The sequence below is a fragment of the Rossellomorea sp. QJM3NY_18 genome (assembly GCF_056173145.1).
Map to the genome: position 1 here is coordinate 285001 of NZ_CM149659.1, position 26608 is coordinate 311608.

Annotated in this window: 22 protein-coding genes, 2 tRNA genes, 2 rRNA genes and 1 riboswitch (1 of these 27 cut by a window edge); of the genes, 23 read left to right on the forward strand and 3 right to left on the reverse strand. The window is 43.9% G+C overall.

Annotated elements, in window-relative coordinates; all coding sequences use genetic code 11:
- From AC0VXY_RS01610 to tsaD, 8 genes are all read left to right on the forward strand, one after another.
- Positions 1-1646: ribosomal RNA gene (locus tag AC0VXY_RS01610) — 23S ribosomal RNA — on the forward strand; it begins 1291 nt to the left of the window's first position.
- 103 nt (positions 1647-1749) lie between these two features.
- Positions 1750-1866 (forward strand): 5S ribosomal RNA (gene rrf / locus AC0VXY_RS01615).
- Positions 1867-1954: 88 nt separating this feature from the next.
- A tRNA-Met gene (locus tag AC0VXY_RS01620) sits at positions 1955-2028 on the forward strand.
- Positions 2029-2105: 77 nt separating this feature from the next.
- Positions 2106-2182 (forward strand) — tRNA-Asp (locus AC0VXY_RS01625).
- 167 nt (positions 2183-2349) lie between these two features.
- Positions 2350-2805, forward strand: a complete 456-nt coding sequence (gene tsaE, locus AC0VXY_RS01630; RefSeq protein ID WP_435993978.1) for a tRNA (adenosine(37)-N6)-threonylcarbamoyltransferase complex ATPase subunit type 1 TsaE — start codon at positions 2350-2352, stop codon at positions 2803-2805.
- Positions 2802-3500, forward strand: coding sequence for a tRNA (adenosine(37)-N6)-threonylcarbamoyltransferase complex dimerization subunit type 1 TsaB (gene tsaB, locus AC0VXY_RS01635; RefSeq protein WP_435993976.1), 699 nt, complete (start codon positions 2802-2804; stop codon positions 3498-3500). Before tsaE ends, tsaB begins: the two co-directional genes overlap by 4 nt.
- On the forward strand, positions 3470-3958 hold the full coding sequence (gene rimI / locus AC0VXY_RS01640; protein WP_435993974.1) for a ribosomal protein S18-alanine N-acetyltransferase: 489 nt from the start codon (positions 3470-3472) through the stop codon (positions 3956-3958). The genes tsaB and rimI overlap by 31 nt, the downstream gene beginning before the upstream one ends.
- Positions 3955-4971, forward strand: coding sequence for a tRNA (adenosine(37)-N6)-threonylcarbamoyltransferase complex transferase subunit TsaD (gene tsaD / locus AC0VXY_RS01645; protein ID WP_475526682.1), 1017 nt, complete (start codon positions 3955-3957; stop codon positions 4969-4971). Before rimI ends, tsaD begins: the two co-directional genes overlap by 4 nt.
- Positions 4972-5286: 315 nt before the next feature.
- Here tsaD and AC0VXY_RS01650 read toward each other — a convergent pair whose 3' ends face one another.
- Positions 5287-7227 carry an ABC-F family ATP-binding cassette domain-containing protein gene (locus AC0VXY_RS01650; RefSeq protein WP_475526683.1) on the reverse strand — a complete coding sequence of 647 codons (1941 nt, stop codon included), beginning with the start codon at positions 7225-7227 and terminating at the stop codon, positions 5287-5289.
- Positions 7228-7418: 191 nt separating this feature from the next.
- On the opposite strand from AC0VXY_RS01650, the gene AC0VXY_RS01655 reads away from it, so the two are divergent.
- From AC0VXY_RS01655 to tatC, 3 genes are read left to right on the forward strand one after another with little or no spacing between them, the layout of a single operon-like run.
- Positions 7419-8096, forward strand: a complete 678-nt coding sequence (locus AC0VXY_RS01655) for a redox-sensing transcriptional repressor Rex (RefSeq protein ID WP_475526684.1) — start codon at positions 7419-7421, stop codon at positions 8094-8096.
- Positions 8097-8150: 54 nt separating this feature from the next.
- Positions 8151-8321, forward strand: a complete 171-nt coding sequence (locus AC0VXY_RS01660) for a twin-arginine translocase TatA/TatE family subunit (protein WP_034766054.1) — start codon at positions 8151-8153, stop codon at positions 8319-8321.
- A 15-nt stretch (positions 8322-8336) separates the two neighbouring features.
- Positions 8337-9104, forward strand: coding sequence for a twin-arginine translocase subunit TatC (tatC, locus tag AC0VXY_RS01665; RefSeq protein ID WP_435993965.1), 768 nt, complete (start codon positions 8337-8339; stop codon positions 9102-9104).
- 15 nt (positions 9105-9119) lie between these two features.
- Here the strand turns inward: tatC and AC0VXY_RS01670 are convergent, their stop codons facing one another.
- Entirely contained in the window at positions 9120-9329 is a 210-nt protein-coding gene (locus AC0VXY_RS01670; protein WP_219165768.1) for a YdiK family protein, read from the reverse strand.
- The gene (locus AC0VXY_RS01675; protein WP_475526685.1) at positions 9326-10069 is read right to left on the reverse strand and encodes a lysostaphin resistance A-like protein; all 744 of its coding nucleotides are present in this window, start codon (positions 10067-10069) and stop codon (positions 9326-9328) included. The genes AC0VXY_RS01670 and AC0VXY_RS01675 overlap by 4 nt, the downstream gene beginning before the upstream one ends.
- 295 nt (positions 10070-10364) lie before the next feature.
- Between AC0VXY_RS01675 and groES the strand changes: the two genes are divergently transcribed.
- From groES to AC0VXY_RS01735, 12 genes are all read left to right on the forward strand, one after another.
- Entirely contained in the window at positions 10365-10652 is a 288-nt protein-coding gene (gene groES, locus AC0VXY_RS01680) for a co-chaperone GroES (RefSeq protein ID WP_034766060.1), read from the forward strand.
- A gap of 56 nt (positions 10653-10708) precedes the next feature.
- Positions 10709-12346 carry a chaperonin GroEL gene (gene groL / locus AC0VXY_RS01685; protein ID WP_149157832.1) on the forward strand — a complete coding sequence of 546 codons (1638 nt, stop codon included), beginning with the start codon at positions 10709-10711 and terminating at the stop codon, positions 12344-12346.
- 350 nt (positions 12347-12696) lie between these two features.
- Positions 12697-13473: an ABC transporter ATPase gene (locus AC0VXY_RS01690; protein WP_475526686.1), complete on the forward strand. Its 777-nt coding sequence runs from the start codon at positions 12697-12699 to the stop codon at positions 13471-13473.
- A 212-nt stretch (positions 13474-13685) separates the two neighbouring features.
- Positions 13686-13838, forward strand: coding sequence for a hypothetical protein (locus AC0VXY_RS01695; protein WP_475526687.1), 153 nt, complete (start codon positions 13686-13688; stop codon positions 13836-13838).
- Positions 13839-13901: 63 nt separating this feature from the next.
- A complete protein-coding gene (locus tag AC0VXY_RS01700) occupies positions 13902-15089 on the forward strand; it encodes an alanyl-tRNA editing protein (RefSeq protein WP_475526688.1) in 1188 nt (395 codons plus the stop codon).
- Between the two features lie 229 nt (positions 15090-15318).
- Positions 15319-16719 carry a fibronectin type III domain-containing protein gene (locus AC0VXY_RS01705; protein ID WP_475526689.1) on the forward strand — a complete coding sequence of 467 codons (1401 nt, stop codon included), beginning with the start codon at positions 15319-15321 and terminating at the stop codon, positions 16717-16719.
- Between the two features lie 12 nt (positions 16720-16731).
- Entirely contained in the window at positions 16732-19266 is a 2535-nt protein-coding gene (locus tag AC0VXY_RS01710; RefSeq protein WP_475526690.1) for a right-handed parallel beta-helix repeat-containing protein, read from the forward strand.
- Positions 19267-19388: 122 nt separating this feature from the next.
- Entirely contained in the window at positions 19389-20858 is a 1470-nt protein-coding gene (locus tag AC0VXY_RS01715) for a nicotinate phosphoribosyltransferase (protein WP_435993923.1), read from the forward strand.
- Between the two features lie 71 nt (positions 20859-20929).
- Positions 20930-21757: an ammonia-dependent NAD(+) synthetase gene (gene nadE / locus AC0VXY_RS01720; RefSeq protein WP_475526691.1), complete on the forward strand. Its 828-nt coding sequence runs from the start codon at positions 20930-20932 to the stop codon at positions 21755-21757.
- A gap of 227 nt (positions 21758-21984) precedes the next feature.
- The gene (locus AC0VXY_RS01725) at positions 21985-22941 is read left to right on the forward strand and encodes an AAA family ATPase (protein WP_435993919.1); all 957 of its coding nucleotides are present in this window, start codon (positions 21985-21987) and stop codon (positions 22939-22941) included.
- A gap of 102 nt (positions 22942-23043) precedes the next feature.
- Positions 23044-24159 (forward strand): DUF58 domain-containing protein, encoded by a 1116-nt coding sequence (locus AC0VXY_RS01730; protein ID WP_475526692.1) that lies wholly within the window; start codon positions 23044-23046, stop codon positions 24157-24159.
- The gene (locus AC0VXY_RS01735) at positions 24156-26360 is read left to right on the forward strand and encodes a DUF4129 domain-containing transglutaminase family protein (protein WP_475526693.1); all 2205 of its coding nucleotides are present in this window, start codon (positions 24156-24158) and stop codon (positions 26358-26360) included. Before AC0VXY_RS01730 ends, AC0VXY_RS01735 begins: the two co-directional genes overlap by 4 nt.
- A gap of 39 nt (positions 26361-26399) precedes the next feature.
- Positions 26400-26501, forward strand: a riboswitch (purine riboswitch).
- The last annotated feature ends 107 nt before the right edge of the window (positions 26502-26608 follow it).

Sequence of the window (26608 nt, forward strand, 5' to 3'; positions counted from 1 at the left end):
GAAGTGAGAATGCCGGTATGAGTAGCGAAAGATGGGTGAGAATCCCATCCACCGAATGCCTAAGGTTTCCTGAGGAAGGCTCGTCCGCTCAGGGTTAGTCGGGACCTAAGTCGAGGCCGATAGGCGTAGACGATGGACAACAGGTTGATATTCCTGTACCACCTCTTTTCCGTTTGAGCAATGGGGGGACGCAGGAGGATAGGGTAAGCGCACTGCTGGATATGTGCGTCTAAGCAGTTAGGCTGATGATGAGGCAAATCCCATCATCTTAGAAGGCTGAGCTGTGATAGCGAGCGAATTATAGTAGCGAAGTTCCTGATTCCACACTGCCAAGAAAAGCCTCTAGCGAGGAAAAAGGTGCCCGTACCGCAAACCGACACAGGTAGGCGAGGAGAGAATCCTAAGGTGAGCGAGAGAACTCTCGTTAAGGAACTCGGCAAAATGACCCCGTAACTTCGGGAGAAGGGGTGCTCTGGTAGGGTGCAAGCCCGAGAGAGCCGCAGTGAATAGGCCCAGGCGACTGTTTAGCAAAAACACAGGTCTCTGCGAAGCCGTAAGGCGAAGTATAGGGGCTGACGCCTGCCCGGTGCTGGAAGGTTAAGAGGAGTGCTTAGCGCAAGCGAAGGTGCGAATCGAAGCCCCAGTAAACGGCGGCCGTAACTATAACGGTCCTAAGGTAGCGAAATTCCTTGTCGGGTAAGTTCCGACCCGCACGAAAGGCGTAACGATCTGGGCACTGTCTCAACGAGAGACTCGGTGAAATTATAGTACCTGTGAAGATGCAGGTTACCCGCGACAGGACGGAAAGACCCCGTGGAGCTTTACTGTAGCCTGATATTGAATTTTGGTACAGCTTGTACAGGATAGGTAGGAGCCTTGGAAACCGGAGCGCAAGCTTCGGTGGAGGCATCGGTGGGATACTACCCTGGCTGTATTGAAATTCTAACCCGCGCCCCTTATCGGGGTGGGAGACAGTGTCAGGTGGGCAGTTTGACTGGGGCGGTCGCCTCCTAAAGAGTAACGGAGGCGCCCAAAGGTTCCCTCAGAATGGTTGGAAATCATTCGCAGAGTGTAAAGGCACAAGGGAGCTTGACTGCGAGACCTACAAGTCGAGCAGGGACGAAAGTCGGGCTTAGTGATCCGGTGGTTCCGCATGGAAGGGCCATCGCTCAACGGATAAAAGCTACCCCGGGGATAACAGGCTTATCTCCCCCAAGAGTCCACATCGACGGGGAGGTTTGGCACCTCGATGTCGGCTCATCGCATCCTGGGGCTGTAGTCGGTCCCAAGGGTTGGGCTGTTCGCCCATTAAAGCGGTACGCGAGCTGGGTTCAGAACGTCGTGAGACAGTTCGGTCCCTATCCGTCGTGGGCGCAGGAAATTTGAGAGGAGCTGTCCTTAGTACGAGAGGACCGGGATGGACGCACCGCTGGTGTACCAGTTGTCTTGCCAAAGGCATCGCTGGGTAGCTATGTGCGGAAGGGATAAGTGCTGAAAGCATCTAAGCATGAAGCCCCCCTCGAGATGAGATTTCCCATCACGTAAGTGAGTAAGATCCCTAGAAGATGACTAGGTAGATAGGTCAGAGATGGAAGCATGGCGACATGTGGAGTTGACTGATACTAATCGATCGAGGACTTAACCACAAAGAGTCATTATTTTAATGAACAACATTGGTCGATATTCGGCTTTCTTGACATCAATTCTTTATCTAGTTTTGAAGGAACAATCCCTTCAATTGAATAGTCGTCTGGTGATAATGGCGAAGAGGTCACACCCGTTCCCATGCCGAACACGGAAGTTAAGCTCTTCAGCGCCGATGGTAGTTGGGGGATCTCCCCCTGTGAGAGTAGGACGTCGCCAGGCGAAACAATTCTTTTTGTACAATCACTTTATTTGTGAAGGTGCATATAGTATTATAGAAGATAGTAATATTATGTAACATTCTTATCGTCGCGGGGTGGAGCAGTTCGGTAGCTCGTCGGGCTCATAACCCGAAGGTCGCAGGTTCAAATCCTGTCCCCGCAATACCATTTTTGATTCAGTAGGATATTCCTTGATGGGTCACGCATGGATAGTTATTTTGACTTTCGTCAAAAAACTTTGGTCCGGTAGTTCAGTTGGTTAGAATGCCTGCCTGTCACGCAGGAGGTCGCGGGTTCGAGTCCCGTCCGGACCGCCATTTCTGTTTATTCAAACGAAACAATGTTTCGTTTTTTTTATTGTCTTTTTTCAGAACCTTTACTCTCATACACTAAAAAGGGTAAACTACATATATACATTCTCCCTTAGGGTAACAAACGCTCCTAAGGTTTTTTTATACTCTAAATGATGATTGAGGAGATTAACATGAATCAGTTTGAGATTATGACGAACAGTCCGGAGGAAACAGGCCAATTTGCAGAAGAGCTGGCAGGACTTTTAAAACCTGGGGCTGTGTTGACGCTGGAAGGTGATCTTGGGGCAGGGAAGACAACGTTTACGAAAGGACTTGCCAAGGGTCTTGGTGTCACTAAAACCGTGAACAGCCCCACTTTTACCATTATTAAAGAATATAGGGGGCGTCTGCCTCTTTATCATATGGATGTATACAGGCTGGACGATTCCTTTGAAGATCTGGGATTCGATGAATACTTTGAAGGAGAAGGTGTGACCGTCATTGAGTGGGCTCACTTAATAAAGGATCAGCTTCCGAAAGAATTATTAAGCTTATCGATTTACCGGGAAGGCGACTCCAAGAGAAGGATCGTATTGAAGCCGCAAGGAAATCGATATAGTGAATTGTGTAAGGAGATTGTGTCATGACGATATTATCGATAGATACCTCCAATTATCCGTTTGGGGTTGCTCTTATCGAAGAGGATAAGGTAATTGGGGAATACATCACGTATATGAAAAAGAACCATTCTGTGAGAGCCATGCCGGCTGTCGAACAATTGTTAAAAGACTGTGGGGTAGAGGCAAAGGAATTAACGAAGATTATTGTTGCCAACGGCCCTGGTTCCTATACGGGCGTACGAATCGGGGTCACCCTCGCCAAGACCCTGGCATGGTCATTGAATATCCCCCTGATACCGGTATCCAGTCTCGCGACATTGGCTTCGTCTGGACGATATTTTCCAGGTTATATCGTTCCGTTGTTTGATGCCAGAAGAGGACAGGTATACACAGGACTCTATAAGTTTCAGGGAGATCGATTGGTTTGTGTAGAAGAGGATTGCAACATCATGCTCGATGTATGGGTGACAAAGTTAAAAGAGTTAGATAAAGATTTGTTATTTGTCGGAAATGATGTCTCCATCCATGAGAGTTTGATTAAGGAAGTACTTGAAGATCAAGCGAGAATCGCACCATTTGTCAGTCATAATCCCCGTCCTTCTGAACTGGCTTATATCGGACTTGGTTTAAAAGAGATGACGGCACATGAAGTGCTTCCTAATTATATACGGATGGCGGAAGCAGAAGTGAAATGGCTGGAGTCCCAAAAAAAATCTCAATAAATGATAAGGATCGTTACAATATGGATATACGATTTATGACAGTTGATGATTTAAACGAGGTAATGGAAATTGAAAATCAATCTTTTAGCATTCCCTGGAGCCGGGACGCTTTCTTGAATGAAATTGAGCATAACCACCTGTCCACCTACCTCGTTGCAGAAGATGGTGAGAAGCTTGCGGGTTACTGCGGCGTGTGGCTGGTCGTGGATGAGGCCCATATCACAAATGTAGCCGTGCTCCCTGATTACCGGGGACGTGGCTTGGGGGAAGGTCTTATGCGTAAGATAATGGCTATCGCGATTGAATTTGGCGCTCGCGTGATGACACTCGAAGTCAGGGTTTCAAACACGCCTGCGCAGCACTTATATCGTAAGCTCGGTTTCAAAGACGGCGGGATTCGTAAAAGATACTACTCGGACAATCAAGAGGATGCTTTAGTAATGTGGGTGAATTTATGAAAAAAGAAACATTAGTATTGGGAATTGAAACAAGCTGTGATGAAACAGCTGTGGCAATTATAAAAAATGGGACAGAGATTGTGACGAATATTGTTTCGTCTCAAATTGAAAGTCATAAGCGATTCGGTGGAGTGGTCCCTGAGATTGCATCGCGTCATCATGTGGAGCAGGTTACGTATGTATTGGAGGAAGCCCTTCAACAAGCAGGAATGACGATGAAGGATATAGATTGTGTTGCTGTGACGGAAGGACCAGGTTTGGTAGGCGCACTATTAATTGGGGTGAACGCGGCCAAAGCTCTCGCTTTTGCCCACGATAAACCGTTGGTGGGAGTCCATCACATTGCAGGGCATATCTATGCGAACCGCTTAGTGAAAGAGATGAGGTTCCCCCTTCTTTCCCTGGTTGTATCCGGAGGACATACGGAGCTTGTACTTATGAAAGATCACGGTTCCTTTGAGGTTATCGGAGAAACACGAGATGATGCTGCAGGAGAAGCGTACGACAAAGTAGCGCGTACGTTGGGCCTTCCGTATCCAGGAGGGCCGCATATTGACAGGCTGGCACATGTGGGGGAAGCGAATCTTGATCTGCCCCGGGCCTGGCTGGAAGAAGGTTCCTATGATTTCAGCTTCAGTGGTTTGAAGTCAGCAGTTATCAACACGCTTCACAATGCCAAGCAAAAAGGAATGACGATTCATCCACAGGATTTGGCCGCGAGCTTTCAAGCAAGTGTCATTGATGTGTTAGTAACTAAAACGGTTAAGGCTGTAAAGGAGTATGGAGTGGAGCAAGTCTTACTTGCCGGCGGAGTTGCGGCCAATAAAGGCTTGCGTACTGCCCTTCAGGCCGCATTTGAGGGAATGGAAGTGGAGTTGGTCATCCCTCCGTTATCCCTCTGTACAGATAATGCTGCCATGATTGCAGCCGCAGGAACGGTGTTATTCCAACAAGGAAAAAGAGGAAGCATGGATATGAATGCTCATCCAGGACTTGATATCGAAAATTTTTAAAAAGAAAAGCTTGAGCGACGTCGTCGTTCAAGCTTTTTTTCGTATACTTTGTTGATATCCTGTGAGTAACGAACATACGTTTTATCAACAGGTTGTGGATAAGTTGTTAATAACTACTTATTTAGTGTGTATACATTGTGAAAAAGAAAGGGTTTTTTCATCCTAAATAATGGTAATAATTGTGGATAACTTAAGCTATTTTTGTGGATAGTGTGGAAAACTACTGTGAATAACGTTATATAAGTATTTTGATTGTGGATAAAAATGTGGAATAAGAAAGGATTGGGGAGTGTTCGTTATCCCCAATCCTGTGGATTACTGCTCTTCTTGAAGTAGTTCTTCCAGTTCTGTCCATTCTTCCAATAAAGAATCAAGCTCTTCTTTAGCTTTTGTGAGTGATTCATTAATATCCTGGACTTTCTCGTGATCTTGAAAGATATCAGGATCGCAGAGAAGCTCTTCTTTCTCCTGTATGTTTGTTTCTAGTACTTCCATCAGACCTTCGATTTCTTCGACTCTGCGCTTTCGTTGACGTTCGAGCTTTTTCGCTTCTTTGTCAATCTTGTGGGATCGTTTTTGAGTAGGCTCTTGTAATTGTTCACCCTGTTCCATGCGTTCAAGTGCCGCCAGTTCTTCCTGCTGCTGTAATTTTTCTACATAATAATCGTAATCGCCAAGATACTCCGTCGAGCCTTTCTTGGATAGTTCAACGACCTTTGTGGCAATACGGTTGATGAAATACCGGTCATGGGACACAAAGAGGATAGTCCCGGGATAATCGATCAAGGCATTTTCCAACACTTCTTTGCTATCCAGATCAAGATGATTCGTCGGCTCATCCAGGATCAGGACATTCCCTTTTTCCATCATCAGTTTGGAGAGGGCTAACCGGGCTTTTTCTCCACCGCTTAGTGTAGAAACGGGCTTTAGGACATCTTCCCCTGAAAAGAGGAAGTTACCGAGTACGGTACGGATTTCTTTCTCCATCTTCATCGGATACTCGTCCCATAGCTCATTTAAGACCGTCTTGTTCGAGGATAGTTCGGCTTGTTCCTGATCATAGTAACTGATGGACACATTGGAACCGAATTTAAATGCGCCTTCCAAAGGGTGTAGTTTATTCACCAATGTTTTTAAAAGCGTCGACTTTCCGATGCCGTTTGGACCGACCAGTGCGATACTGTCTCCTTTTTTGACAGAGAAATCGATATGGGAGGAAATCGTCTCGTTTTTCCCGTAGCCAATGGTAAGGTCCTGGACGTGCAGCACGTCATTCCCACTTGGGCGGTCGATTTGAAATGCGAAGCTGGCAGATTTCTCATCCCCGAGTGGGCGGTCCATCCTATCCATACGCTCCAGTTTTTTTCGCCGGCTCTGTGCCATTTTCGTAGTGGAAGCCCTTGCGATGTTCCGTTGAATGAAGTCTTCGAGCTTTGCGACTTCTTGCTGCTGACGCTCGAACATTTTGAGATCTTTCTCATAGTCCTCTGCTTTTTGTTCAAGATACCTGCTGTAATTCCCCAGGTATTTCTTACTCCTGTTACGGGAAATCTCATACACTTGATTGACGACGCTGTCTAAAAAGTAGCGATCATGGGAAACGATCAAGACGGCTCCTTCATAGCTCTGCAGATACGATTCAAGCCAAGATAACGTTTCGATATCCAAGTGGTTGGTCGGCTCATCAAGGATGAGGATGTCAGGCTTGGTCAGTAGAAGCTTACCAAGGGCCAAACGGGTTTTCTGGCCGCCGCTCAATGTGGATATCTTTGTTTCGTAATCAAAATCGGCGAAGTTCAATCCGTGAAGGACGGAACGGATATCCGCTTCATACTGATAGCCGCCGGAATCTTTGAAGAGAACCTGGAGTTGATCGTATTCCTTCAATACCCGTTGATAGACATCCTCTTGCTCATATACTGAAGGATCGGCCATTTGTTGCTCCAGTGATCGTAATTTCTTTTCCTGCAGTTTCAATTCCTCAAAGACGGTCAGCATCTCAGACCAGATGGATAGATCAGATTCTAGACCCGTATTTTGGGCAAGATACCCGATGGAGACGCCCTTTGGCTTAGTGATCTCCCCGGAATCGTAGGAGAGGTGACCTGCAATTATTTTTAGAAGAGTCGACTTTCCTGCGCCATTACGGCCGACAAGGGCAACGCGATCTCTAGTCTGTATTTCAAGTTTAATATTTGATAGGATATTATCTGCACCGAAGTTCTTTGTTAGTTGATTCACTTGTAAAAGAATCATGACGTTTCACCTCTATTTCATAGTGCTAGTGTACCGTATTTGAGAGGGGAACGGCAATAAATCGACTATTAATCTTCGTACACTTAGGATAAAATATAGTGTATGATGAGTAGTAGAGTTTAATAAATTCTGGATGCTTTCAATTTTGGAAGCGGTATCAGAGGTTTTGAATAGATGTGGGGGAATACAATATGAACCAGGATACAACGAAAATTCCACAGGCAACGGCCAAGCGCCTTCCGCTATATTATCGATTTATCAAGAATCTGTACTCATCCGGTAAGCAGAGGGTTTCATCGAAGGAATTAAGTGAAGCGGTGAAAGTTGATTCTGCTACGATCCGCAGGGACTTTTCTTATTTTGGTGCATTGGGTAAAAAGGGATACGGCTATAATGTCAATTATCTGCTATCATTCTTCCGTAAGACACTGGATCAGGATGCCCTTACGAAGGTTGTGTTGATCGGGGTGGGGAATCTTGGTACAGCGTTTCTTCATTATAATTTCATCAAGAATAATAATACGAAGATCGAAATGGCTTTTGAGGTGGATGAAAAGAAGGTCGGGACTCAAATCAGCGATGTACCCGTTTTTCATTTAGATGATTTAGAAGAGCGTCTTGTGGGGCATGATATTGAAGTAGCGATTCTGACGGTGCCGGCATCTTCTGCTCAGAATATCACAGAGCGATTGGTTTCTTCGAATATAAAGGGGATACTGAATTTCACCCCTGCGAGATTGACGGTGCCTGACCATATCCGCGTCCATCATATCGACTTGGCGGTGGAACTTCAGTCACTCGTTTACTTCTTGAAGCATTATTCAGAGGATGACACGGAAATGTCACAAGATGGAATCATAACAGAATAGAAAATTCTTCATATTTACGTTATGATAGAATGGTAAAAGAGGAGGTGTCTCATTATGCCAGGTCCAGGTAGCCTCGTATTAATAGCAGTCGTTGCTTTACTTATTTTCGGTCCTAAGAAACTTCCGGAATTAGGAAAAGCGGCAGGAAATACATTGCGTGAATTTAAAAATGCAACAAAAGGCTTAGCAGATGATGAAGACGAAAAAAATAATAGTGCTAAGTAGAGTAGGATGAACGCCATGAGTCAAAGAGACATGACAGTTTATGAACATATAGGAGAATTGCAAAAACGACTCATGTTTGTAGTCGTTTTCTTCTTGTTAGCAGTTGTTGTAAGCTTCTTTCTTGCGGAACCGCTGATCAGGTACTTACAGCATGCCGATGAAGCGAAAGAATTAACCATGAATGCCTTTCGTATCACAGATCCTCTCAAGATCTATATGGAAATGATCATGTTCATTGCTTTGATCATGACATCCCCTATCATTCTCTTTCAAGTCTGGTCTTTTGTCAGTCCGGGTTTATACGAAAGAGAAAGAAAAGTGACGCTTAGTTATATTCCAGTTTCCCTAATCCTTTTCTTAGGTGGATTGTCATTTTCTTATTTTATTTTGTTTCCATATATCGTGAAATTCATGATGGGTTTATCAATGAATCTCAATATAGAACAAGTGATCGGAATAAACGAATATTTTCATTTCTTATTCCAGATCACGATTCCTTTTGGTTTTCTCTTTCAGTTACCCGTAGCCATGCTTTTTCTTACACGGTTAGGTATCATCACGCCGATGATGATGGGGAAGATGAGGAAAGCAGCCTACTTTATCTTATTGGTCATCGCGGCTCTTATCACGCCACCCGATATTGTGTCTCATCTAATGGTGACGGTACCGCTGTTCATACTATATGAAATCAGCATCTGGATCTCCAAGATCGGATACAAAAAGGTATTGGAAGCGGAGCAGAAGCTTGAAATGGAACAGTACGAGGACAAAAATAAGGATTGATCAAATGATCAATCCTTATTTTTTGTTCTTTATTTGTTTTTTAATTTTAAAATGCAGCATAATCATCCTTAACCCGGAACCGAAGTCCAGGGTCGCAAGAAAGATGAGCATATACGTGAAAAATCCCCAACCTTCATCATTCTGTACGTTTTGTACAGCAAAATAGGTGAAGAGCACACCGAGAAGGAGATAGATCACTCCCGAGAATAATGGTGATCTCCTCATAGAAATAATCCTCCAATAAATCCTTGAATTTTTTCAGCTTCATTCATCATTTTATCGATATCGTCCCTATAGATAGATTGCATTAGAACGACCGTTGTATTCATCGCCACGTGAGCAAATATTGGCACCAGGATCCGCTTCGTTTTTACATAAAGAAAGGCGAAGGTGAATCCCATTGCTGAATACAGGATCACATGCTCAGGTTCGAAATGGGCGAGGGCGAAGATGACCGAGCTGATGAGAGCGGCAAAGAAGAAATGCATCTTCTCGTAAAGCACGCCGAAAATGATCTTCCTGAACACGATTTCCTCTAGTATGGGTCCGATGATGGCTGCGACCAGCATGGATAATGGAACCTTTTCAATAATGCCGATGATCATCTGGGTGTTTTCAGATCCCATTTGAATTCCTAACGCATATTCGACTTGTATCGCAACCGATTGAGCGATGAATGCCATGAAAATTCCGAGTACCGCCCAAACAATCGAACGGCCGGCGCCCATGGGAGCACTCCGTTCAAGCCGTGTGCTTGTTTCACTTTTCCTTAAAATGCCTCCCACAATGAGAAGGGTCAGCGTAAAGCTGATGACGAGCCAATATCCAGGGACAAGGCTTCGTACCGTCTCATCGGGTAACCCGAGGACGTCGACACCGATCTTATATAAAAGGGGTACCCCGACAATGCTTGAAAGCTGCATGACGATATAGGCAATTAAAATAAATCCGAAATGTTTTTTCAACGTTTGATCTCCTTTAGCACCTGTATGTTAACGACCAGCTTTACTTTACTCCTGTACAATTCTACTAAGAAAAGCGGAACTGTTCAAATCTAAGGGTTTCTTTTACCCTGGAATATATGGGGAAAAGAGGGCATAGGATAGGAGGGTGTGAAAAAAAGAGAAATATGACGAAAAAAATTTCAGGCAGGACTCTTGCAAAATGAAAACGAATTAATTAATATAATAGTTGTGTTAGCACTCACAGTGAGCGAGTGCTAATAAAAATCATTTACATAATTCAAGGAGGTTGTTTCACTTGTTAAAACCACTAGGTGATCGCGTCGTTATCGAGCTAGTTGAGTCAGAAGAAAAAACAGCAAGCGGTATTGTGCTGCCGGATTCCGCAAAGGAAAAGCCACAAGAAGGTAAAGTGATGGCTGTAGGTACTGGTCGCATTCTTGACAACGGTGAGCGCGTTGCTCTTGAGGTAGCTGTCGGCGATCGAATCATTTTCTCTAAATACGCTGGTACAGAAGTGAAATACCAAGGCACAGAATACCTGATCCTTCGTGATAGCGATATTCTGGCTGTAGTTGGCGAATAACTTAAATTTCCGTAAAGTAAACCATACACTATTTAAATAAGAGGAGGACTTTATCAATGGCTAAAGATATTAAATTCAGCGAAGAAGCACGCCGTTCCATGCTTCGCGGTGTCGATCAATTAGCAAATGCAGTAAAAGTAACTCTTGGACCAAAAGGACGTAATGTGGTACTTGAGAAAAAATTCGGTTCACCACTTATCACAAATGACGGTGTAACCATTGCGAAAGAAATCGAACTTGAAGATGCATTCGAAAACATGGGTGCAAAACTGGTTGCTGAAGTAGCAAGCAAAACTAACGAAATCGCCGGTGACGGTACAACGACTGCAACGGTCCTTGCTCAAGCAATGATCCGTGAAGGTCTTAAAAACGTAACAGCTGGTGCGAACCCTGTCGGTGTCCGTAAAGGGATCGAAAAAGCGGTTCAAGCGGCTATCGAAGAATTAAAAGTGATCTCTAAGCCGATCGAAGGCAAAGATTCCATCGCTCAGGTTGCGGCCATCTCAGCGGCTGACGAAGAAGTCGGTCAACTGATCGCAGAAGCAATGGAGCGCGTTGGTAACGACGGCGTTATCACAATCGAAGAATCTAAAGGGTTCACAACTGAACTTGACGTGGTAGAAGGAATGCAGTTCGACCGTGGATATGCATCTCCATACATGGTCACTGATTCTGATAAAATGGAAGCTGTCTTAGAAAATCCATACATCTTAATTACTGACAAGAAAATCGGTAACATCCAGGAAGTACTTCCTGTCCTTGAGCAAGTCGTTCAACAAGGTAAGCCGTTATTAATGGTAGCGGAAGATGTTGAAGGTGAAGCTCTTGCAACGCTTGTTGTGAATAAACTTCGCGGAACATTCAACGCTGTAGCCGTTAAAGCTCCTGGCTTCGGGGACCGTCGTAAAGCAATGCTTGAAGACTTAGCGGTTCTTACTGGTGGAGAAGTGATCACAGAAGATCTAGGCTTAGACCTTAAATCTGCAAACATCACTCAACTTGGCCGCGCGGCGAAAGTAGTCGTAACGAAAGAAAACACGACTGTCGTTGAAGGCTCTGGAGATCCAGAAAAAATCGCAGCTCGCGTAAACCAAATCCGTGCTCAATTAGAAGAGTCTACTTCTGAGTTCGACAAGGAAAAATTACAAGAACGCCTTGCTAAGCTTGCAGGTGGAGTAGCAGTCGTGAAAGTCGGAGCTGCAACTGAAACTGAGCTTAAAGAGCGTAAACTACGCATCGAAGACGCCCTGAACTCTACTCGTGCAGCAGTAGAAGAAGGTATCGTATCCGGTGGTGGTACGGCACTCGTGAACGTATACAATAAAGTAGCATCAATCGAAGCGGATGCAGATGTAGCAACTGGTATCAACATCGTGTTGCGTGCTCTTGAAGAGCCAATCCGTCAGATCGCTCACAACGCTGGACTCGAAGGTTCTATCATCGTAGAACGTCTGAAGAAGGAAGAAGTAGGTGTCGGATTCAACGCAGCTACTGGTGAGTGGGTCAACATGATCGAAAAAGGTATCGTAGATCCAACCAAAGTAACTCGTTCTGCGCTTCAAAACGCAGCGTCTGTTGCAGCAATGTTCCTAACCACTGAAGCAGTAGTAGCGGACATTCCTGAAGAAGGCGGCGGCGGTATGCCGGATATGTCCGGTATGGGCGGCATGGGTGGAATGGGCGGCATGATGTAATTCATCATCCCCATTCCCCTGATTAAATTAGGGTGAATAAAGAGAGGCTTCCTAAGAGTTCGGTGAACTTTTGGGGGGCTTCTTTTTATGAGATATGATTAGTTTGGATTTGAAAATAAAATCCTGGTTTTAAAAATAAGTTGGGTTTTTGAAAAAAAGGTATTATTGAAAATATGATCTATCTGCAGTGTTAGTCAGTCATGTGAATTAACCGGAAATAATTGTATTCCTCGGCACCATAAAGGTTATGCATTTTCACCCTGATTTCTCCCCGGATTTTGTGCTTTTCCTTAAAATTAACACGTTTTCTCAAGTAGCAAAGCTTCCGTTAAAGTATAGGAGGAATCTCATTGTTAAATACATTGCCTGAAACATATTTCGAAGTATTAAGAGCCCCGATTAGTTCCGGAAGGCAAAGCCCTCCTTCATTAGGGGGGAATCTGATTGCAGCTATACCGCTTCAATGGTTGATCTATTATCTGACGTACTTTAGTGCCTCTTCCGGTACGAATTATCCCGGTACAGATACTCTCCAGAATCTCCATTTAATAGCAACCATTTTCATAAGCCTATTATCGCTTCTGTTCGGTATTCCTGCTATTTATAAAAAGTATGAGAGGTTGCAATATCTCATATCAATCCTTGTCTCACAAGTGCTTTTCACTGTCCCATCCCTTTTATGGACGCTATTCACAATCGGGACTGGAGACCAAGCTACTTCAGCATCCCTGGTCATGCTTACGTTCATTATCTTAACCACTGCCGGATTATTACTGATTATCACCACCTATCGTTTTTTAAGGCTGCTACATAATGGGGCATATCAGGATAGGTCTTCGAGAGGAGAAATTAGGGGGCGTTTTGAGACAGGATCTTATTTCCCTATTGTCATTGCCGGCGGACTTAGTTGTGTATTTGTAACCCAGTATTTTATCAGGCACTTCCAAATGGAATCGTTTGAATCCGCTATATTGATTATTCTCCCCCTCCTCATTTTCTACATCATGGTCTTTGTCATGCCTGAGCAAATTGTGATCCTATACTGCAAGTTCAGGTTTGAGCGCTTCAATGTGTATAAAAGACCTCAAAAACCTACTAAGGATCCAGGAGTAGGGAGGAAGGGATAAAAAATATAAGAGACTTCTAGCCATTTCTTTTTATCCCTATGAAAGTGGATCATTCCATACAGAGTGACCACTCTTTTCCCCACAAGAGAGTCCAAATGTTTACAAAATCACCATATAGGTAAAAAGTATGATAAAAACACATCCATACCAAAACGATTTACGTATACTCCGTGTGACTTCTACTTTTCAACTAAACCAAAGCAGGTGATAACGTGAACTATTCAACGATGAAACTCAGGACATTGGTAGAACGGATCATTGAAGGAGACGAAATGGCAAAGGAAGAATTTGAAAGACGATGGGAAATTCCATGGGAACAAGTTGGGTCAGTACCGATATCGATCGAGAAGAAGCCAAGGGACTGACGTGTTCCATCCATCCTTCTTATGATAAAGTATGGACAGAACAGTTCAGAAAGAGGGTTACCGATGACAGTTAAACAATATTATCAAGATGCCTATATGAGAGAATTTCACACATTCATTCAGGAGCAGCAGCAGGATGAGTCAGGCTGGTACGTTGTATTAGAAGAGACGGCTTTCTATCCAACAGGTGGCGGCCAGCCCCATGATACGGGAACATTAAAGGATAAGCGGGTTATCAATGTTGAAGAGGTGAACGGAGAAATTCGTCATTACATAGAAGAACCGTTTGAGGATATTTCAGGAGTTGTCGAAGGACAGGTCGATTGGGAACGCCGATTCGATCATATGCAGCAGCACGCCGGTCAGCATATCCTGTCCGCCGCATTTGCAGAAACACTGCAATACGAGACGATCAGCTTTCATCTCGGAAAAGAAGTCCTCACCATCGACTTAGACGTAAGTGATATTAGCGACTCGGATGCACTGAAAGCAGAAGAACTCGCCAACCGGATCATACGGGAGGCGAGGGCGATCGAGACAAAGTGGGTGAAGGAAGCGGATCTATCCAAATACCCGCTACGAAAGCAACCATCCGTCACAGGCGAGATCCGTCTCGTCATCATCCCGGACTTTGACTATAACGGGTGCGGGGGAACCCATCCAAGGTCCACAAGTGAAGTAGGGGCCATCAAGATCCTCGATTGGGAGAAGCACAAAAGCCATACCCGACTGCAGTTTGTGTGCGGAGAGCGGGTCCTTTATCAAATGCACCGTAAGCACGGAATCCTGAAAGAGCTCACAAGTGTCCTGCAGTCCCCGGAAGAAAACATGGTATCGACGGCCGAGCAGCTGATTTCCAAACAGAAAGAACAGGAGAAAGCACTGGAAGGAATGAAAGAGGTGCTTTTGACGTATGAAGCTGAAGGGTTACCAGGAGTCCAAAAAGATGGCTATATGCTTATCCAAAGAGCTTACAATGACAGGCCAATCCAGGAACTTCAGAAGATTGCCCAGCACGTTATTTCTAAGATAGAAGATGCGATTGTGTTGTTGGTCGTGCATAATGATCAAAAGCTTCAGCTCGTAACGGCTAAGGGATCGCTTCCGACTATTAACTTAAGAGAAGTCACACAAAAAGTATTCCCACTTATCAATGGAAAAGGCGGCGGGAAAGAATCGTTTGTTCAAGGTGGGGGAGAAGCTGTAATGAGTAAGGAAGAACTGCTAGAAGCTCTTACAAAACAACTATAAAGAATGCGATAGAGCCACCCGGCAACTACCGGGTGGCTCTATTTAATATTCATTTATTTCCTTAGGGACAAAAGAATGGATATTTCCCCATTCTAATCACAACTTAACGGAATGTGCATAAAATAAAGCATGTCCAACTGTTACTTTTTTACTATTTTCAAGGGAAGTGAATAATGGTAACTGGATAAACATATGTAAATTTACGAAATATACTAAGGAGGCTGTGTAGATGGCAGTCAACGAAACAAATAATAATGGAAAGATTATCATTAATGACACGGAAATAGTTGTGTATGATGACAGTGGAATTCAAGCGGAAATGGACCAACTAGAAATCAGGTTGAACCAACTAGATCAAGAGAAGCACATCCATACAAATAAATCCATCTTGGACAAAATAGCACAAACAGGTACAGAGCCCTCAATAGACTTAAGCAAACTTTCAACACATGAGTCAGCCATTAATGATTTAACCACCTCAAGTCATTCCCACTCTAATAAACCCACTCTCGATCGATTAGGAATCTCCTCCTCGAACAAACTTACCATTGACGGCGAAGAACAAGAAAATAGCGGATACATCCATCCAGAATCACATCCGGCAAGTATGATAACTGAAGATGAAGATCATCGATTTGTGACGGATGATGAGAAGGCTTATTGGGATTCTAAAGTGGATGCTGCTCATAGTCATAGCCTGTCTGATCTCCTGGATATCGAACTGATCCCTAATCAACTGACGGATGGGGATATATTGGTTTATTCCCAGGGTAAGTGGAAAGCCGGTAAACAAAATGTTGGGGGAGGTTCTTTAAGATTAGAAGACTATTCTATGGACGAGCCTATTCGTTACGTCATTCCACTGGACGTCATTGAACTTCAAGCACTTAATAGTACGAAAAATTCTATAACGCTCACTTGGAAACCTGACTTCAGGACGAAAGATTCTTTAGAATATCTAGTATTTGTAGGGGAATCTCTGGTAGGCACTACAACTGAAACATCATTCGAGATTACACAACTAACGAGTTCCACTGAATATTCAATCAGAGTCGTTACGAGAAATGAAAATAACCAGGAATCCAATGGTAGAACAATCGTTTCTAAGACTCAAGGTGATATAGTTTTATCTTTAAGAGGAGGAAGCGACTATGTAGAAACGCCTCAAATCACCTGTGACGCTATGGAAATTCAATGTTCCCTCAATCCCAAAGTCAATTCCTGGAGTAACTATTTAATAGAGGGAGCGACATCCGGAATTCAAATTTATACACAGCACAATGGTGCCAGCTATCGTCGATCCGGGTGCGATTTATATGTAAATGGGAGATTTGAAGCGAGTACAAGTTATGCAATCATCCCTTCCGGACAATTCGTAACCGTTCGGATTGAGGGTGTAAATGAGAGCGAAATTACTGATCGTTTTAACTTATTCGCAAGTAAGAATAACACGACAACTATGCAGGGGTTATTGTATCGCGTGAAGCTGTATACCAGAAACGGGCGGGGAGATTTAATCCTTAATTCTGATTATGATTTTACCAATGAATCCACCAATCATTATGTAACGGATATACTGAATAATTCTCCTGCTCTAATCATACATGGAAGTTCTTTTATTGAGAATTAAATAGGGGTGATAATGTTGGATGGTAAAATAAAAAAATTGATAGATGAAGAAGGGACACTCGCTTTTCCTATAACGATAGCAGATTCCGTATTCATAAATAAAGATCAGAACCTTGCGGAGAAGTTATTCTCAGAAAGATATGGGCATGGAACATATGTAATCGATTTAGAGCATTGGGGGATTCAGAAAGGTTTGCCACAGAAACCCTATTCTGAAGAAGATTATCATAAAGCTTATAACAACATTAAAGGCATTAACCGGGCTTTAAAATATGCACATGGCAAAGAATTTACACTCGTTATGTTACCGAGGGGTGAATATTCCATCTGTTACCCTTTGTCGATTAACTTAGTGGATAACATGACATTTAATCTAAATGGCTCAACTTTAAAAGTGATGTATGACTCTGACAATAAATCCCCATATGATGAACGAACTTCTGGAGCGATACATTTGTTTGCCGGAGTATCCTTTAAGTTTCACCAGGTAAAAAATGCCCATTTAACCAATGGGAAAATAATAGGCGATATGTATGAACGCAGTTTCAATGATCCGAGTGAGAAATATGTAGAACACACATATGGAGTATCCTTCACGTATGGAGCTTCTTATTGTTCTTTGAGTCACTGCGATATAAGTGGGTATGCGGGGGACAATGTCAATTTCACTTCAGTTGGATGGATTCGGGGAAGCATTCCGGGTACTCCGGTCCTTGGGGACATCGATGGAAGTGGGGTAGTCATTCCATCGACTAATAGCATCATTACCGATTATGTTCCAATACCTGAGGGTGAATTTAGTGTGATCTCTCTTTCGGGACAGGGGTACTCGAGGCAAACCAGCTTAAATAACAAAGAATTCAATGTAGCTTTTTATACAGAGGATAATACTTTTATAGGCAGAACCACCAATATGCGTGTGCTATTTCCTATCTCGATCCCTAAAAGAGCAAAGAAGATCAAATTCATCTTTAGAAATGAATCCGATCCTGGCAGGAACCTGAATATTTTTACAAACTTTGGAGGGATGCCTGCACATAATGTGGTGGAATTCAATGAAATTTATGATGGTCACCGCGGCGGAATCACAATGGGTGGTTCGTATTGTATTATTAAAAATAATCGTATTCGTGATAACGGGAAGTTCAATACGAATTTTTTAGATGGTGCTCCGCAATTTCCTGATTCTACAAAGTATGCAATTAACCAGGAAGATTCATATGGTGACAACAGTATCATTAGAGATAACTTAATCACTGGAGGATTTCATGGGATATTGACCAGGGGATACTCGGTGTTTATTGAAAACAATGTCATCACAAATATGGGTGGCTCTGGAATTGTTGTATACGATCAGGAGTTTGCCACTATTAAAGGAAATTATATGCGAAGGGCAGGTTTATATTTATTCGGGGCAGGCGGTCAAAAGAATGCTTTTGTAACTATTTCAAATAATTATATTGAAGGAAGCTTTAATGTAGAAAACCCCAGCTATAATACTATTGTTTCAAACAATTTCTTTAAAAACGGCATAGGTTCTTTGGGGAATGCTGTGTATAAGGATAATATAGTGAAATTGGTTGTAGGAGGTGCGATACTAAAGGCTGCGACTAAAATCAGTGACTGTACTTTTTATGCAGACCCTGGCGATCAAATCCAACCAGAGGTGCATTTTTCTAATGATTTCGAAAACTGTCAATTTAAGAACCTACTGATCACACTTAACACTGGAGTGCCAAGTAAGATCTCGATCCTGGGTTGTGAGTTCAATGATTGCAGGTTTCGGACGTATCAGCACTTTCACACTGTACAATTCGAAGACTGTCATTTTGTAGATTCCCTTGTCCAATCCACTTGTGTCAACAGTGAGAAAAGAAAAAATAATATGATGTTTAATCAATGTCATTTTAAATCAACAAAAATGCCTTACTTCTTTCAAGCAATGTCAAACATTTCAGAGGGTGTGCAGGTAGGCTTTCATGAGTGTCGGTTTGAAATAAGTAATAGTAATATTGAATCGTTATTTGATAATAACTATATTACCGATTCAATCATCGCGTCAATAATTGGAAACATAATTGAATTTAAAGGAGATACACCAATCACAATCCCTTATTTTAAAAATGACAAAGAAGTATGGGAAGCTCATATCACAAACAATAAAACGTATAATATCATCCTGACACTTCCTAATCTAGTTAGATACAAATTATTTGATCCTACTACTCACTCGGTCACTTCTCCTTCATCGGGTATTTTTTCTAGAGGCGAGATAATTTATAATGCGATGCCTGAAGCAGGAGGGAACTTAGGGTGGATTTGTATTCAATCAGGCCAGGCAAATACGAATGCATGGAGGCCGAACACATCCTATTCGCTAAACGACCTCACCCATTCGAACGGGTTTGTTTATAAATGTACACTTGCCGGAACTTCTGGGCAGTCAGCTCCTACTCACACAAGTGGGAGTGCAATCGATGGTACCGTTCAATGGGAATATATGAAGCCTTTAGCGGTGTTTAAAGAGTTTGGTGTTATTCAAGATTAGAGAACTGACAATTGTCAGTTCTTTTTTAGTTCCTATCATTCGATATCCCACCCAATATTGGTTAAAATAGAAAAGACTCAATCATGTTCAACAATTGGCTATAGCTTAAAGGAGAGAAATACATGACGAACTATGCAGATGATAGTTTAGCGTTGCATACAGATTTGTATCAGATTAATATGACGAAGGCTTACTGGGATGATGATTTCCATAATCGAAAGGCTGTTTTTGAAGTGTTCTTTCGAAAGCTGCCTTTTGGCAATGGATATGCGGTATTTGCAGGGCTTGAACGGATCATTGATTATGTGAAAAAGTTTCATTTCTCGGAAAGTGATATCGAGTACCTACGGGAGCTGGGGTATGAGGAGGCGTTCCTGGAATATCTTGCGGAGCTTCGTTTTACTGGGACAATCCGCTCCATGCAGGAAGGGGAGATTGCTTTTGGGAATGTTCCGCTTGTCCGTGTAGAGGCGCCTCTTGCTCAGGCTCAGTTATTGGAGACGGCGATATTGAATATCGTGAACTACCAGACGTTGATTGCGACGAAGGCGAACCGGATCAAGCAGGTGGTACAGGATGAAGTGGTGATGGAGTTCGGGACGAGACGTGCCCATGAGCTGGATGCAGCGATTTGGGGGACCCGTGCTGCGTATATCGGGGGCTTTGATGCGACGAGTAATGTCCGGGCCGGGAAGTTATTCGGTATGCCTGTTTCGGGAACCCACGCTCATGCCATGGTTCAGGCTTACCGTGATGAGTATCAGGCGTTCCATAAGTATGCGGAGAGCCACAAGGATTGTGTGTTCTTAGTCGATACGTATGACACGTTAAAGTCCGGTGTGCCGACGGCGATTCGAGTCGCGAAGGAGCTTGGAGATAAGATTAACTTCAAGGGGATCCGTCTTGATAGCGGCGACATGGCGTATCAATCGAAGATCGCCCGTAAGATGCTTGATGATGCAGGTTTTACGGATACGAAAATCATTGCCTCGAATGATCTGGACGAGTATACGATCCTGAACTTGAAGGCTCAAGGAGCACAGATTGATGTATGGGGTGTCGGAACGAAGCTCATCACAGCTTACGATCAGCCTGCTTTAGGTGCCGTGTATAAGCTCGTGTCCATTGAAAATGAGTCAGGTGATATGGAAGACACGATCAAAATTTCGAGCAATGCCGAAAAAGTTTCAACTCCCGGGATGAAAAGGGTTTACCGCATCGTCAATACGGTTAATCATAAATCAGAGGGCGAATATATTGCCCTGGAGCATGAGCACCCTGAAAGTCAGGAACGGTTGAAAATGTTCCACCCTGTGCATACGTATATCAGTAAGTTCGTCACGAATTTTGAAGCGAGGGAACTTCATGTGGAGGTCTTCAAGAACGGTGAGCTGGTATATGATACGCCTCCATTATCAGAAATGAGAAGCTTCGTGAATGAAAATCTTGAATTGTTATGGGATGAATATAAGCGTTCCATGAACCCGGAAGAGTACCCAGTGGATTTAAGTGAAGAGTGCTGGAACAATAAGATGGATCTGATTCATCGTGTAAAAGCCGAAGTGAAAGAAAAACAAAGCAGAAATTGGTGAGATTCCCTTTGTTTGGGTAAGATAAAGAGATATAATATGATGTAATAAAACCTAACATGGAGTGTGAAGAAATGGATTCTCTTCAAAAACAAATCGTAGAAGAAATGATGGTCTCCCCGGAAATCAATCCGCAGGAAGAAATCCGTCGCAGCGTCGACTTTATGAAGGCATACTTGAAGAAGCATTCGTTCATGAAAAGTCTGGTTCTCGGAATTTCAGGAGGTCAGGATTCTACTTTATTAGGTAAACTTGCACAGATGGCCATCGATGAAATGAATCAGGAATCAGCATCATCGGATTATGCTTTTTATGCCGTCAGACTTCCTTACGGGGAACAGGGAGATGCTCAGGATGCCATTGATGCCTTGGAATTCATCAACCCGAGCGTGTCGATGACAGTCGATGTACAACCCGCAGTCGATGCAAGCGTAGAAACGTTGAAGAAGAACGGGGTCGAGCTTTCCGACTTTGTCAAAGGGAACGAAAAGGCGCGTGAACGGATGAAGGTGCAATTTGCCATTGCCGCCATGAAAAATGGCGTGGTGCTCGGTACAGATCACTCTGCTGAAGCAGTTACCGGCTTCTACACCAAATATGGCGATGGAGCGTCAGATCTCGTCCCCCTTTTCCGCATGAACAAGCGTCAAGGGAGAATGCTTTTGATTGAGCTTGGCTGTCCGGAACACTTATACAATAAGAAACCGACAGCGGACCTGGAAGAAGACCGTCCGCAGCTCTCGGATGAAGAAGCCCTTGGCGTCACGTACGATCAGCTGGATGATTACCTGGAAGGGAAAGAAGTACCCGCTGAAGCTAAGAAAACCATTGAAGGTCATTACCTGAAAACTCAACACAAACGTCATCTGCCGGTCACGGTGTTTGATGATTTTTGGAAATAGTCAAGTGGAAAAGCCGATTCTCGTATAATGGAGAATCGGCTTTTTAAATTGAATGACAGCAAGATGCCGCTACGAAAATCAGAACTGACCTTCACCTCGATGCCCCTCATATCCTACCAATTCCCTAAAAATAATCTACCAATTTCCCATTTTATAGAGGATTTTCGACTTTTTAAACGAAAGTAGTAATAGTTAAAGATGAGTTTGAATCATTCAGGAGGGGTACGATGTCACATGAGACAGTGAATCCAAAGTTACAAAGTATCATTGATAATATAGAGAAAGTCATGATCGGGAAGAGGAAGGTAGCGGAACTGAGCATCGTTTCCCTGCTTGCCGGGGGACATGTATTGCTTGAGGACGTTCCGGGTGTAGGGAAAACGATGATGGTTCGCGCATTGGCGAAATCGGTTGGAGCGAGCTTTAAGCGAATTCAGTTTACGCCGGATTTACTGCCTTCCGATGTGATCGGGGTATCGATTTATAACCCGAAAGAGATGGAATTTAATTTCAGACCTGGACCGATCATGGGGAACATCATTCTTGCGGATGAAATCAACCGTACATCACCGAAGACACAGTCCGCTTTACTTGAAGGAATGGAAGAGAGCAGCGTCACAATTGACGGGATGACACGGAAGCTTGATAAGCCTTTCTTCGTTATGGCGACCCAGAATCCGATTGAATATGAAGGGACCTATCCGCTTCCGGAGGCTCAGCTTGATCGATTCCTTTTAAAGATGAAGATGGGGTATCCGGAACCTGAAGAAGAGATGGAGGTTCTTCACCGTGCCCAAAGGACTCCACCGATCGATGAATTGGCGCCTGTTATGACCCTTGAGGAATTGAGATATATCCAAGGGGATGTCAAGGAAGTATTGGTGGATGACACCATTAAGAAATACATTGTGGAGATTGCGAACCGTACAAGGATCCATGCCAATGTGTATCTGGGAGCAAGTCCACGTGGATCGATTGCCCTGATGAAGGCATGCCAGGCCTATGCCTACTTAAGAGGCAGGGATTATGTAGTTCCCGACGATGTTCAATTTCTGGCGCCATTCGTATTTTCTCACCGGATCATTATGAAGTCGGAAGCGAGATACGAAGGGATTACCCCTGAAGAAGTGGTGGAGAGAGTCATGGCGCGAATACCGGTCCCGGTACAAAGGCTTGTGAGATAGATGAAGACGAAACTTCAATTTATTAAACCGCTAGGGAAGTTTTTGCTCCTTCTTATCTTGATGGGCGTGACTTTTTCATATGCGATGTTTCAAGGTGGGTTTGTGAGTTGGTTTTTGTTCTACAGTTTTTTGCCGTTTTCCCTTTATTCGGTTTTTGTGTTCTTATATCCGTTATCGGAGTTTTATGTGGAGCGGAGTTTTGAATCTGCTGAGTACAAGGCCGGGGACGAACTGAAGGTGACGATCACCCTGACCCGGAAGCTGCCATTTCCTCTGTTTTATTTGGTATTGGAGGATGTGGTGACTGATTCTGTCTTTCATCAGTCCGGTTTCCAAAAAGCGAAAGCGATGATTCATCCCGGATTCAGAAAACGAATCAAACTGACCTATTACATCGATGAGCTTCCCCGAGGGGAACATATCTTTTCTAAAGTCAGGCTCAAAACAGGTGATTTCTTTGGTGTTTTCGAAAAGGAAGCCACGGTGGATTGCGTGGACAGGCTCCTCGTTTACCCGTCGATCGTCGATGTCCCTTACCGACCGCTTGAGAATCGATATGACCAGGGGATGACGACTTCGAGCGTGAAGATCCAAAAGGATACGACGATGGCGACGGGTATCCGTGAGTATCAACCGGGTGACCGCTTCTCGTGGATTCATTGGAAGACCTTTGCCAGGACCAATGAGCTGATGACGAAGGAGTTTGAGGAACGCCAGTCACACGATGTCCTCATTGTACTCGACAGGGAGTCCTCACAAACGTTTGAAGCGATGGTGACTTTTACGGCATCGATGATCAGGTCCATCGTCAAAAAAGGGGCTCAGGTGGGTCTTGTGTCAATTGGTGGAGATCATGTTTCTTTCCCCATCCGGGGGGGAGATGAGCACTTGAGTCAGCTGAATTATCACTTGGCGAAAGTGAGGCAGGACAGCCCGTTTGCTCTAGGGAAAGTCCTGCAGGGAGCGGGATTGAACTATTCTCAATCAGCGGCGGTGCTATTCGTCACCTCATCCGTCTCAAAAAAAATGATTATGAGCGTAAATGAATATGCGAAGCGGAACAGCTCTGTCGTCATCTTTCTGGTGAAGAGGGCAGGGGATGCTTACACCGCAGAAGAGAAATCGTTGAAAGCCTATGCCTCCTCGCGCGGCATACGATTGCAGGTATGCTTTGAAGGCGACTTCTCCTCGGCATTTCTGGAGGTGAAACGGGCATGAGGCAAGAAACAGCGAACTCCTATTTCAAGATCGTGACCTATTTCTTTGGATTTCTACTTTTATGGGATTGGTTAAAACCACTTAAAGTTGTAACGGACACAGCAAGCCTGACCTATTTTATTGTCTTTATTGCCTTGGCCCTCACCCTGTCTTATTTCCGGATTCATTATGCTATCACGGCATTTGTGAAGATCCTTTTTATTCTGTACAGTCTGCATGGGTTGTACTATATGGGCTCTTTTTTCTCTCCCAAGTGGTTCAAGGAGTTCAGTCATGATGTATGGGAGAATCTCGGACTGACCCTCGGGCGCGAATGGCCAAGTTTGTCTTTTGAGTATAGAAGCTTGTTGTTCTTTGTGCTTCTGTGGCTGATGACGTACTTGATCCATTACTGGCTATCTGTTCGAAAAACGATTCTTCTGTTTTATGTAATGACGGTCACTTATGTGTGTTTAATTGACACTTTCACTGTATATGAAGGGGATAAATCGATTATACGGGTCGTCATTTTCGGCTTTCTTCTCATGGGATTACTGGCTCTTGAAAGGCTGGTGCAAAGAGAGAAGCTCCTTGGTTCCAAGATGAGCCGCCATCGCTGGATCGTTCCACTGACGGTGATGCTTACGATCAGCTCGGTTGTTGCTTTTGCGGCACCTAAAGCCGACCCGATCTGGCCGGATCCTGTCCCGTATCTTCAATCCTTTTCTGAGGGGGTAGGTGGAAGTGGTGTCAGCAAGATTGGCTACGATACGGATGATACTAAGCTTGGAGGTCCCTTTGTCGGTGATCCCACAGTCATTTTCAATGCAGAGGTGACGCGGGAGCATTACTGGAAAATTGAATCGAAGGATTTATATACGGGGAAAGGATGGGAGCAGTCGATTTCTGACGATCAAAAGGACCCACTCACGTTTGATTCGGGGAAAAAGGTACCGATTCCGTCACCCCAATCGGATGAAGAGCGGGATCTGGAAAGTGAGAAGGTCATGGTCGAGCGTACCTATTCCCATGTCGCTTATCCTTATGGGGTAGAAACGATCACCGGGAATAAAAATGGGTATTTCAGCTTCAATCCCATAGATGAAAAAGTGACGACTTATAAAGAAGCCGATGAAACGGTTAAGCTTGAAGAGTATAAGTTGTCCTACCGCTCCCCGTCTTATTCCCAGAAAAAGATGAAGGCGGCCAATGAAGAGCAGGAGATCATGCAGGTGCCTGAATTCGTCGATCGTTACACCCAGCTGCCCGATACGACTCCTCAGCGAGTCAAGGACCTCGCTGTTGAGATTACGGCGGAAGAGGATAATTGGTATGACAAAGTAAGGGCGATCGAAGGGTACTTTTCAAAGGAAGCCTATGTGTATGATCAGTTTGATGTGCCTGTCCCGGAAGAAGAGCAGGATTACGTAGATCAATTTCTCTTTGAAACACAGCGTGGCTATTGTGATAACTTCTCTACATCCATGGTGGTGCTGGTCCGCTCACTCGGGATTCCGGCAAGATGGGCTAAAGGCTATACAGAAGGGGAATATAGCAGGCAGGTAGATTCCACCTATAAACTCTACGAAGTATCGAACAACAATGCCCATTCATGGGTAGAGGTGTTCTTCCCGGAAGTGGGCTGGGTTCCGTTTGAGCCTACTGTCGGTTTCAGCAACAATGTTTCTTATCAGTATGACCTTGATATACCTGATTCAGATGATAATGAAGTCCCTATTCCGGAGAAAAAGGAAACACCGAAACAACCCCTGCAGCCTGAAGAAGATATCGCATCTTCCGGGGATGGTTTTTCTTTATCGAAGCTTTGGGATGATATCACGTCATTCATTGCGAACAATTGGGGCAAGATCGTGATGGGAACCATTCTCCTGATCATCATTGCGATTGCATTATACCTTGTGAGAAGGCGCTGGATGCCTTATTTCCTGATTTTCTATTACCGCAGGAAGTCATCAGAAGACGTATTCTCGGAAGCCTATCTGTCCCTAGTGAAACAATTGGGAAGATACGGATTGAAAATGGATGATGGTCAGACATTACGGGGCTATTCCAGATATATCGATCAGTTCTTCGGTACCCGTGAAATGACCAGTTTGACCAATAATTATGAACGTATATTATACGGTCAGAGCCCAACATCAGAAGATTGGACGAAGATGAGGGAATTATGGGAAAATTTAATTAAAAGGACAACCGGTTGACCCGATTGACCACAAAGTATAAAATGATGTCAAATTCAAATAGCGTTCGTTAGCATCCTTCGTATATCCTCGATAATACGGTTCGAAAGTATCTACCCGGTCACCTTAAATGACTGGACTATGAAGGCAGTGTTCTTAGTTGACATCCGTGTATGCAAAAAACTAGAATTCTGCCTTTTTTTAAGGCGAAGTCTAGTTTTTTTTATATTTTTTTGGAATGCTAACAACAATAGATGGTAGTAGGTAAA

Excerpts from the sequence above, each read along its gene's own strand:
- groL (WP_149157832.1), top strand. The coding sequence starts at position 10,709 with ATGGCTAAAGATATTAAATTCAGCGAAGAAGCACGCCGTTCCATGCTT.
- AC0VXY_RS01710 (WP_475526690.1), top strand. The coding sequence starts at position 16,732 with ATGTTGGATGGTAAAATAAAAAAATTGATAGATGAAGAAGGGACACTC.
- AC0VXY_RS01735 (WP_475526693.1), top strand. The coding sequence starts at position 24,156 with ATGAGGCAAGAAACAGCGAACTCCTATTTCAAGATCGTGACCTATTTC.
- nadE (WP_475526691.1), top strand. The coding sequence starts at position 20,930 with ATGGATTCTCTTCAAAAACAAATCGTAGAAGAAATGATGGTCTCCCCG.
- AC0VXY_RS01655 (WP_475526684.1), top strand. The coding sequence starts at position 7,419 with ATGAACCAGGATACAACGAAAATTCCACAGGCAACGGCCAAGCGCCTT.
- AC0VXY_RS01650 (WP_475526683.1), bottom strand. The coding sequence starts at position 7,227 with ATGATTCTTTTACAAGTGAATCAACTAACAAAGAACTTCGGTGCAGAT.
- AC0VXY_RS01660 (WP_034766054.1), top strand. The coding sequence starts at position 8,151 with ATGCCAGGTCCAGGTAGCCTCGTATTAATAGCAGTCGTTGCTTTACTT.
- rimI (WP_435993974.1), top strand. The coding sequence starts at position 3,470 with ATGGCTGGAGTCCCAAAAAAAATCTCAATAAATGATAAGGATCGTTAC.
- AC0VXY_RS01700 (WP_475526688.1), top strand. The coding sequence starts at position 13,902 with ATGACAGTTAAACAATATTATCAAGATGCCTATATGAGAGAATTTCAC.
- AC0VXY_RS01670 (WP_219165768.1), bottom strand. The coding sequence starts at position 9,329 with ATGAGGAGATCACCATTATTCTCGGGAGTGATCTATCTCCTTCTCGGT.
- tsaE (WP_435993978.1), top strand. The coding sequence starts at position 2,350 with ATGAATCAGTTTGAGATTATGACGAACAGTCCGGAGGAAACAGGCCAA.
- tatC (WP_435993965.1), top strand. The coding sequence starts at position 8,337 with ATGAGTCAAAGAGACATGACAGTTTATGAACATATAGGAGAATTGCAA.
- AC0VXY_RS01715 (WP_435993923.1), top strand. The coding sequence starts at position 19,389 with ATGACGAACTATGCAGATGATAGTTTAGCGTTGCATACAGATTTGTAT.
- tsaB (WP_435993976.1), top strand. The coding sequence starts at position 2,802 with ATGACGATATTATCGATAGATACCTCCAATTATCCGTTTGGGGTTGCT.
- AC0VXY_RS01725 (WP_435993919.1), top strand. The coding sequence starts at position 21,985 with ATGTCACATGAGACAGTGAATCCAAAGTTACAAAGTATCATTGATAAT.
- AC0VXY_RS01705 (WP_475526689.1), top strand. The coding sequence starts at position 15,319 with ATGGCAGTCAACGAAACAAATAATAATGGAAAGATTATCATTAATGAC.
- tsaD (WP_475526682.1), top strand. The coding sequence starts at position 3,955 with ATGAAAAAAGAAACATTAGTATTGGGAATTGAAACAAGCTGTGATGAA.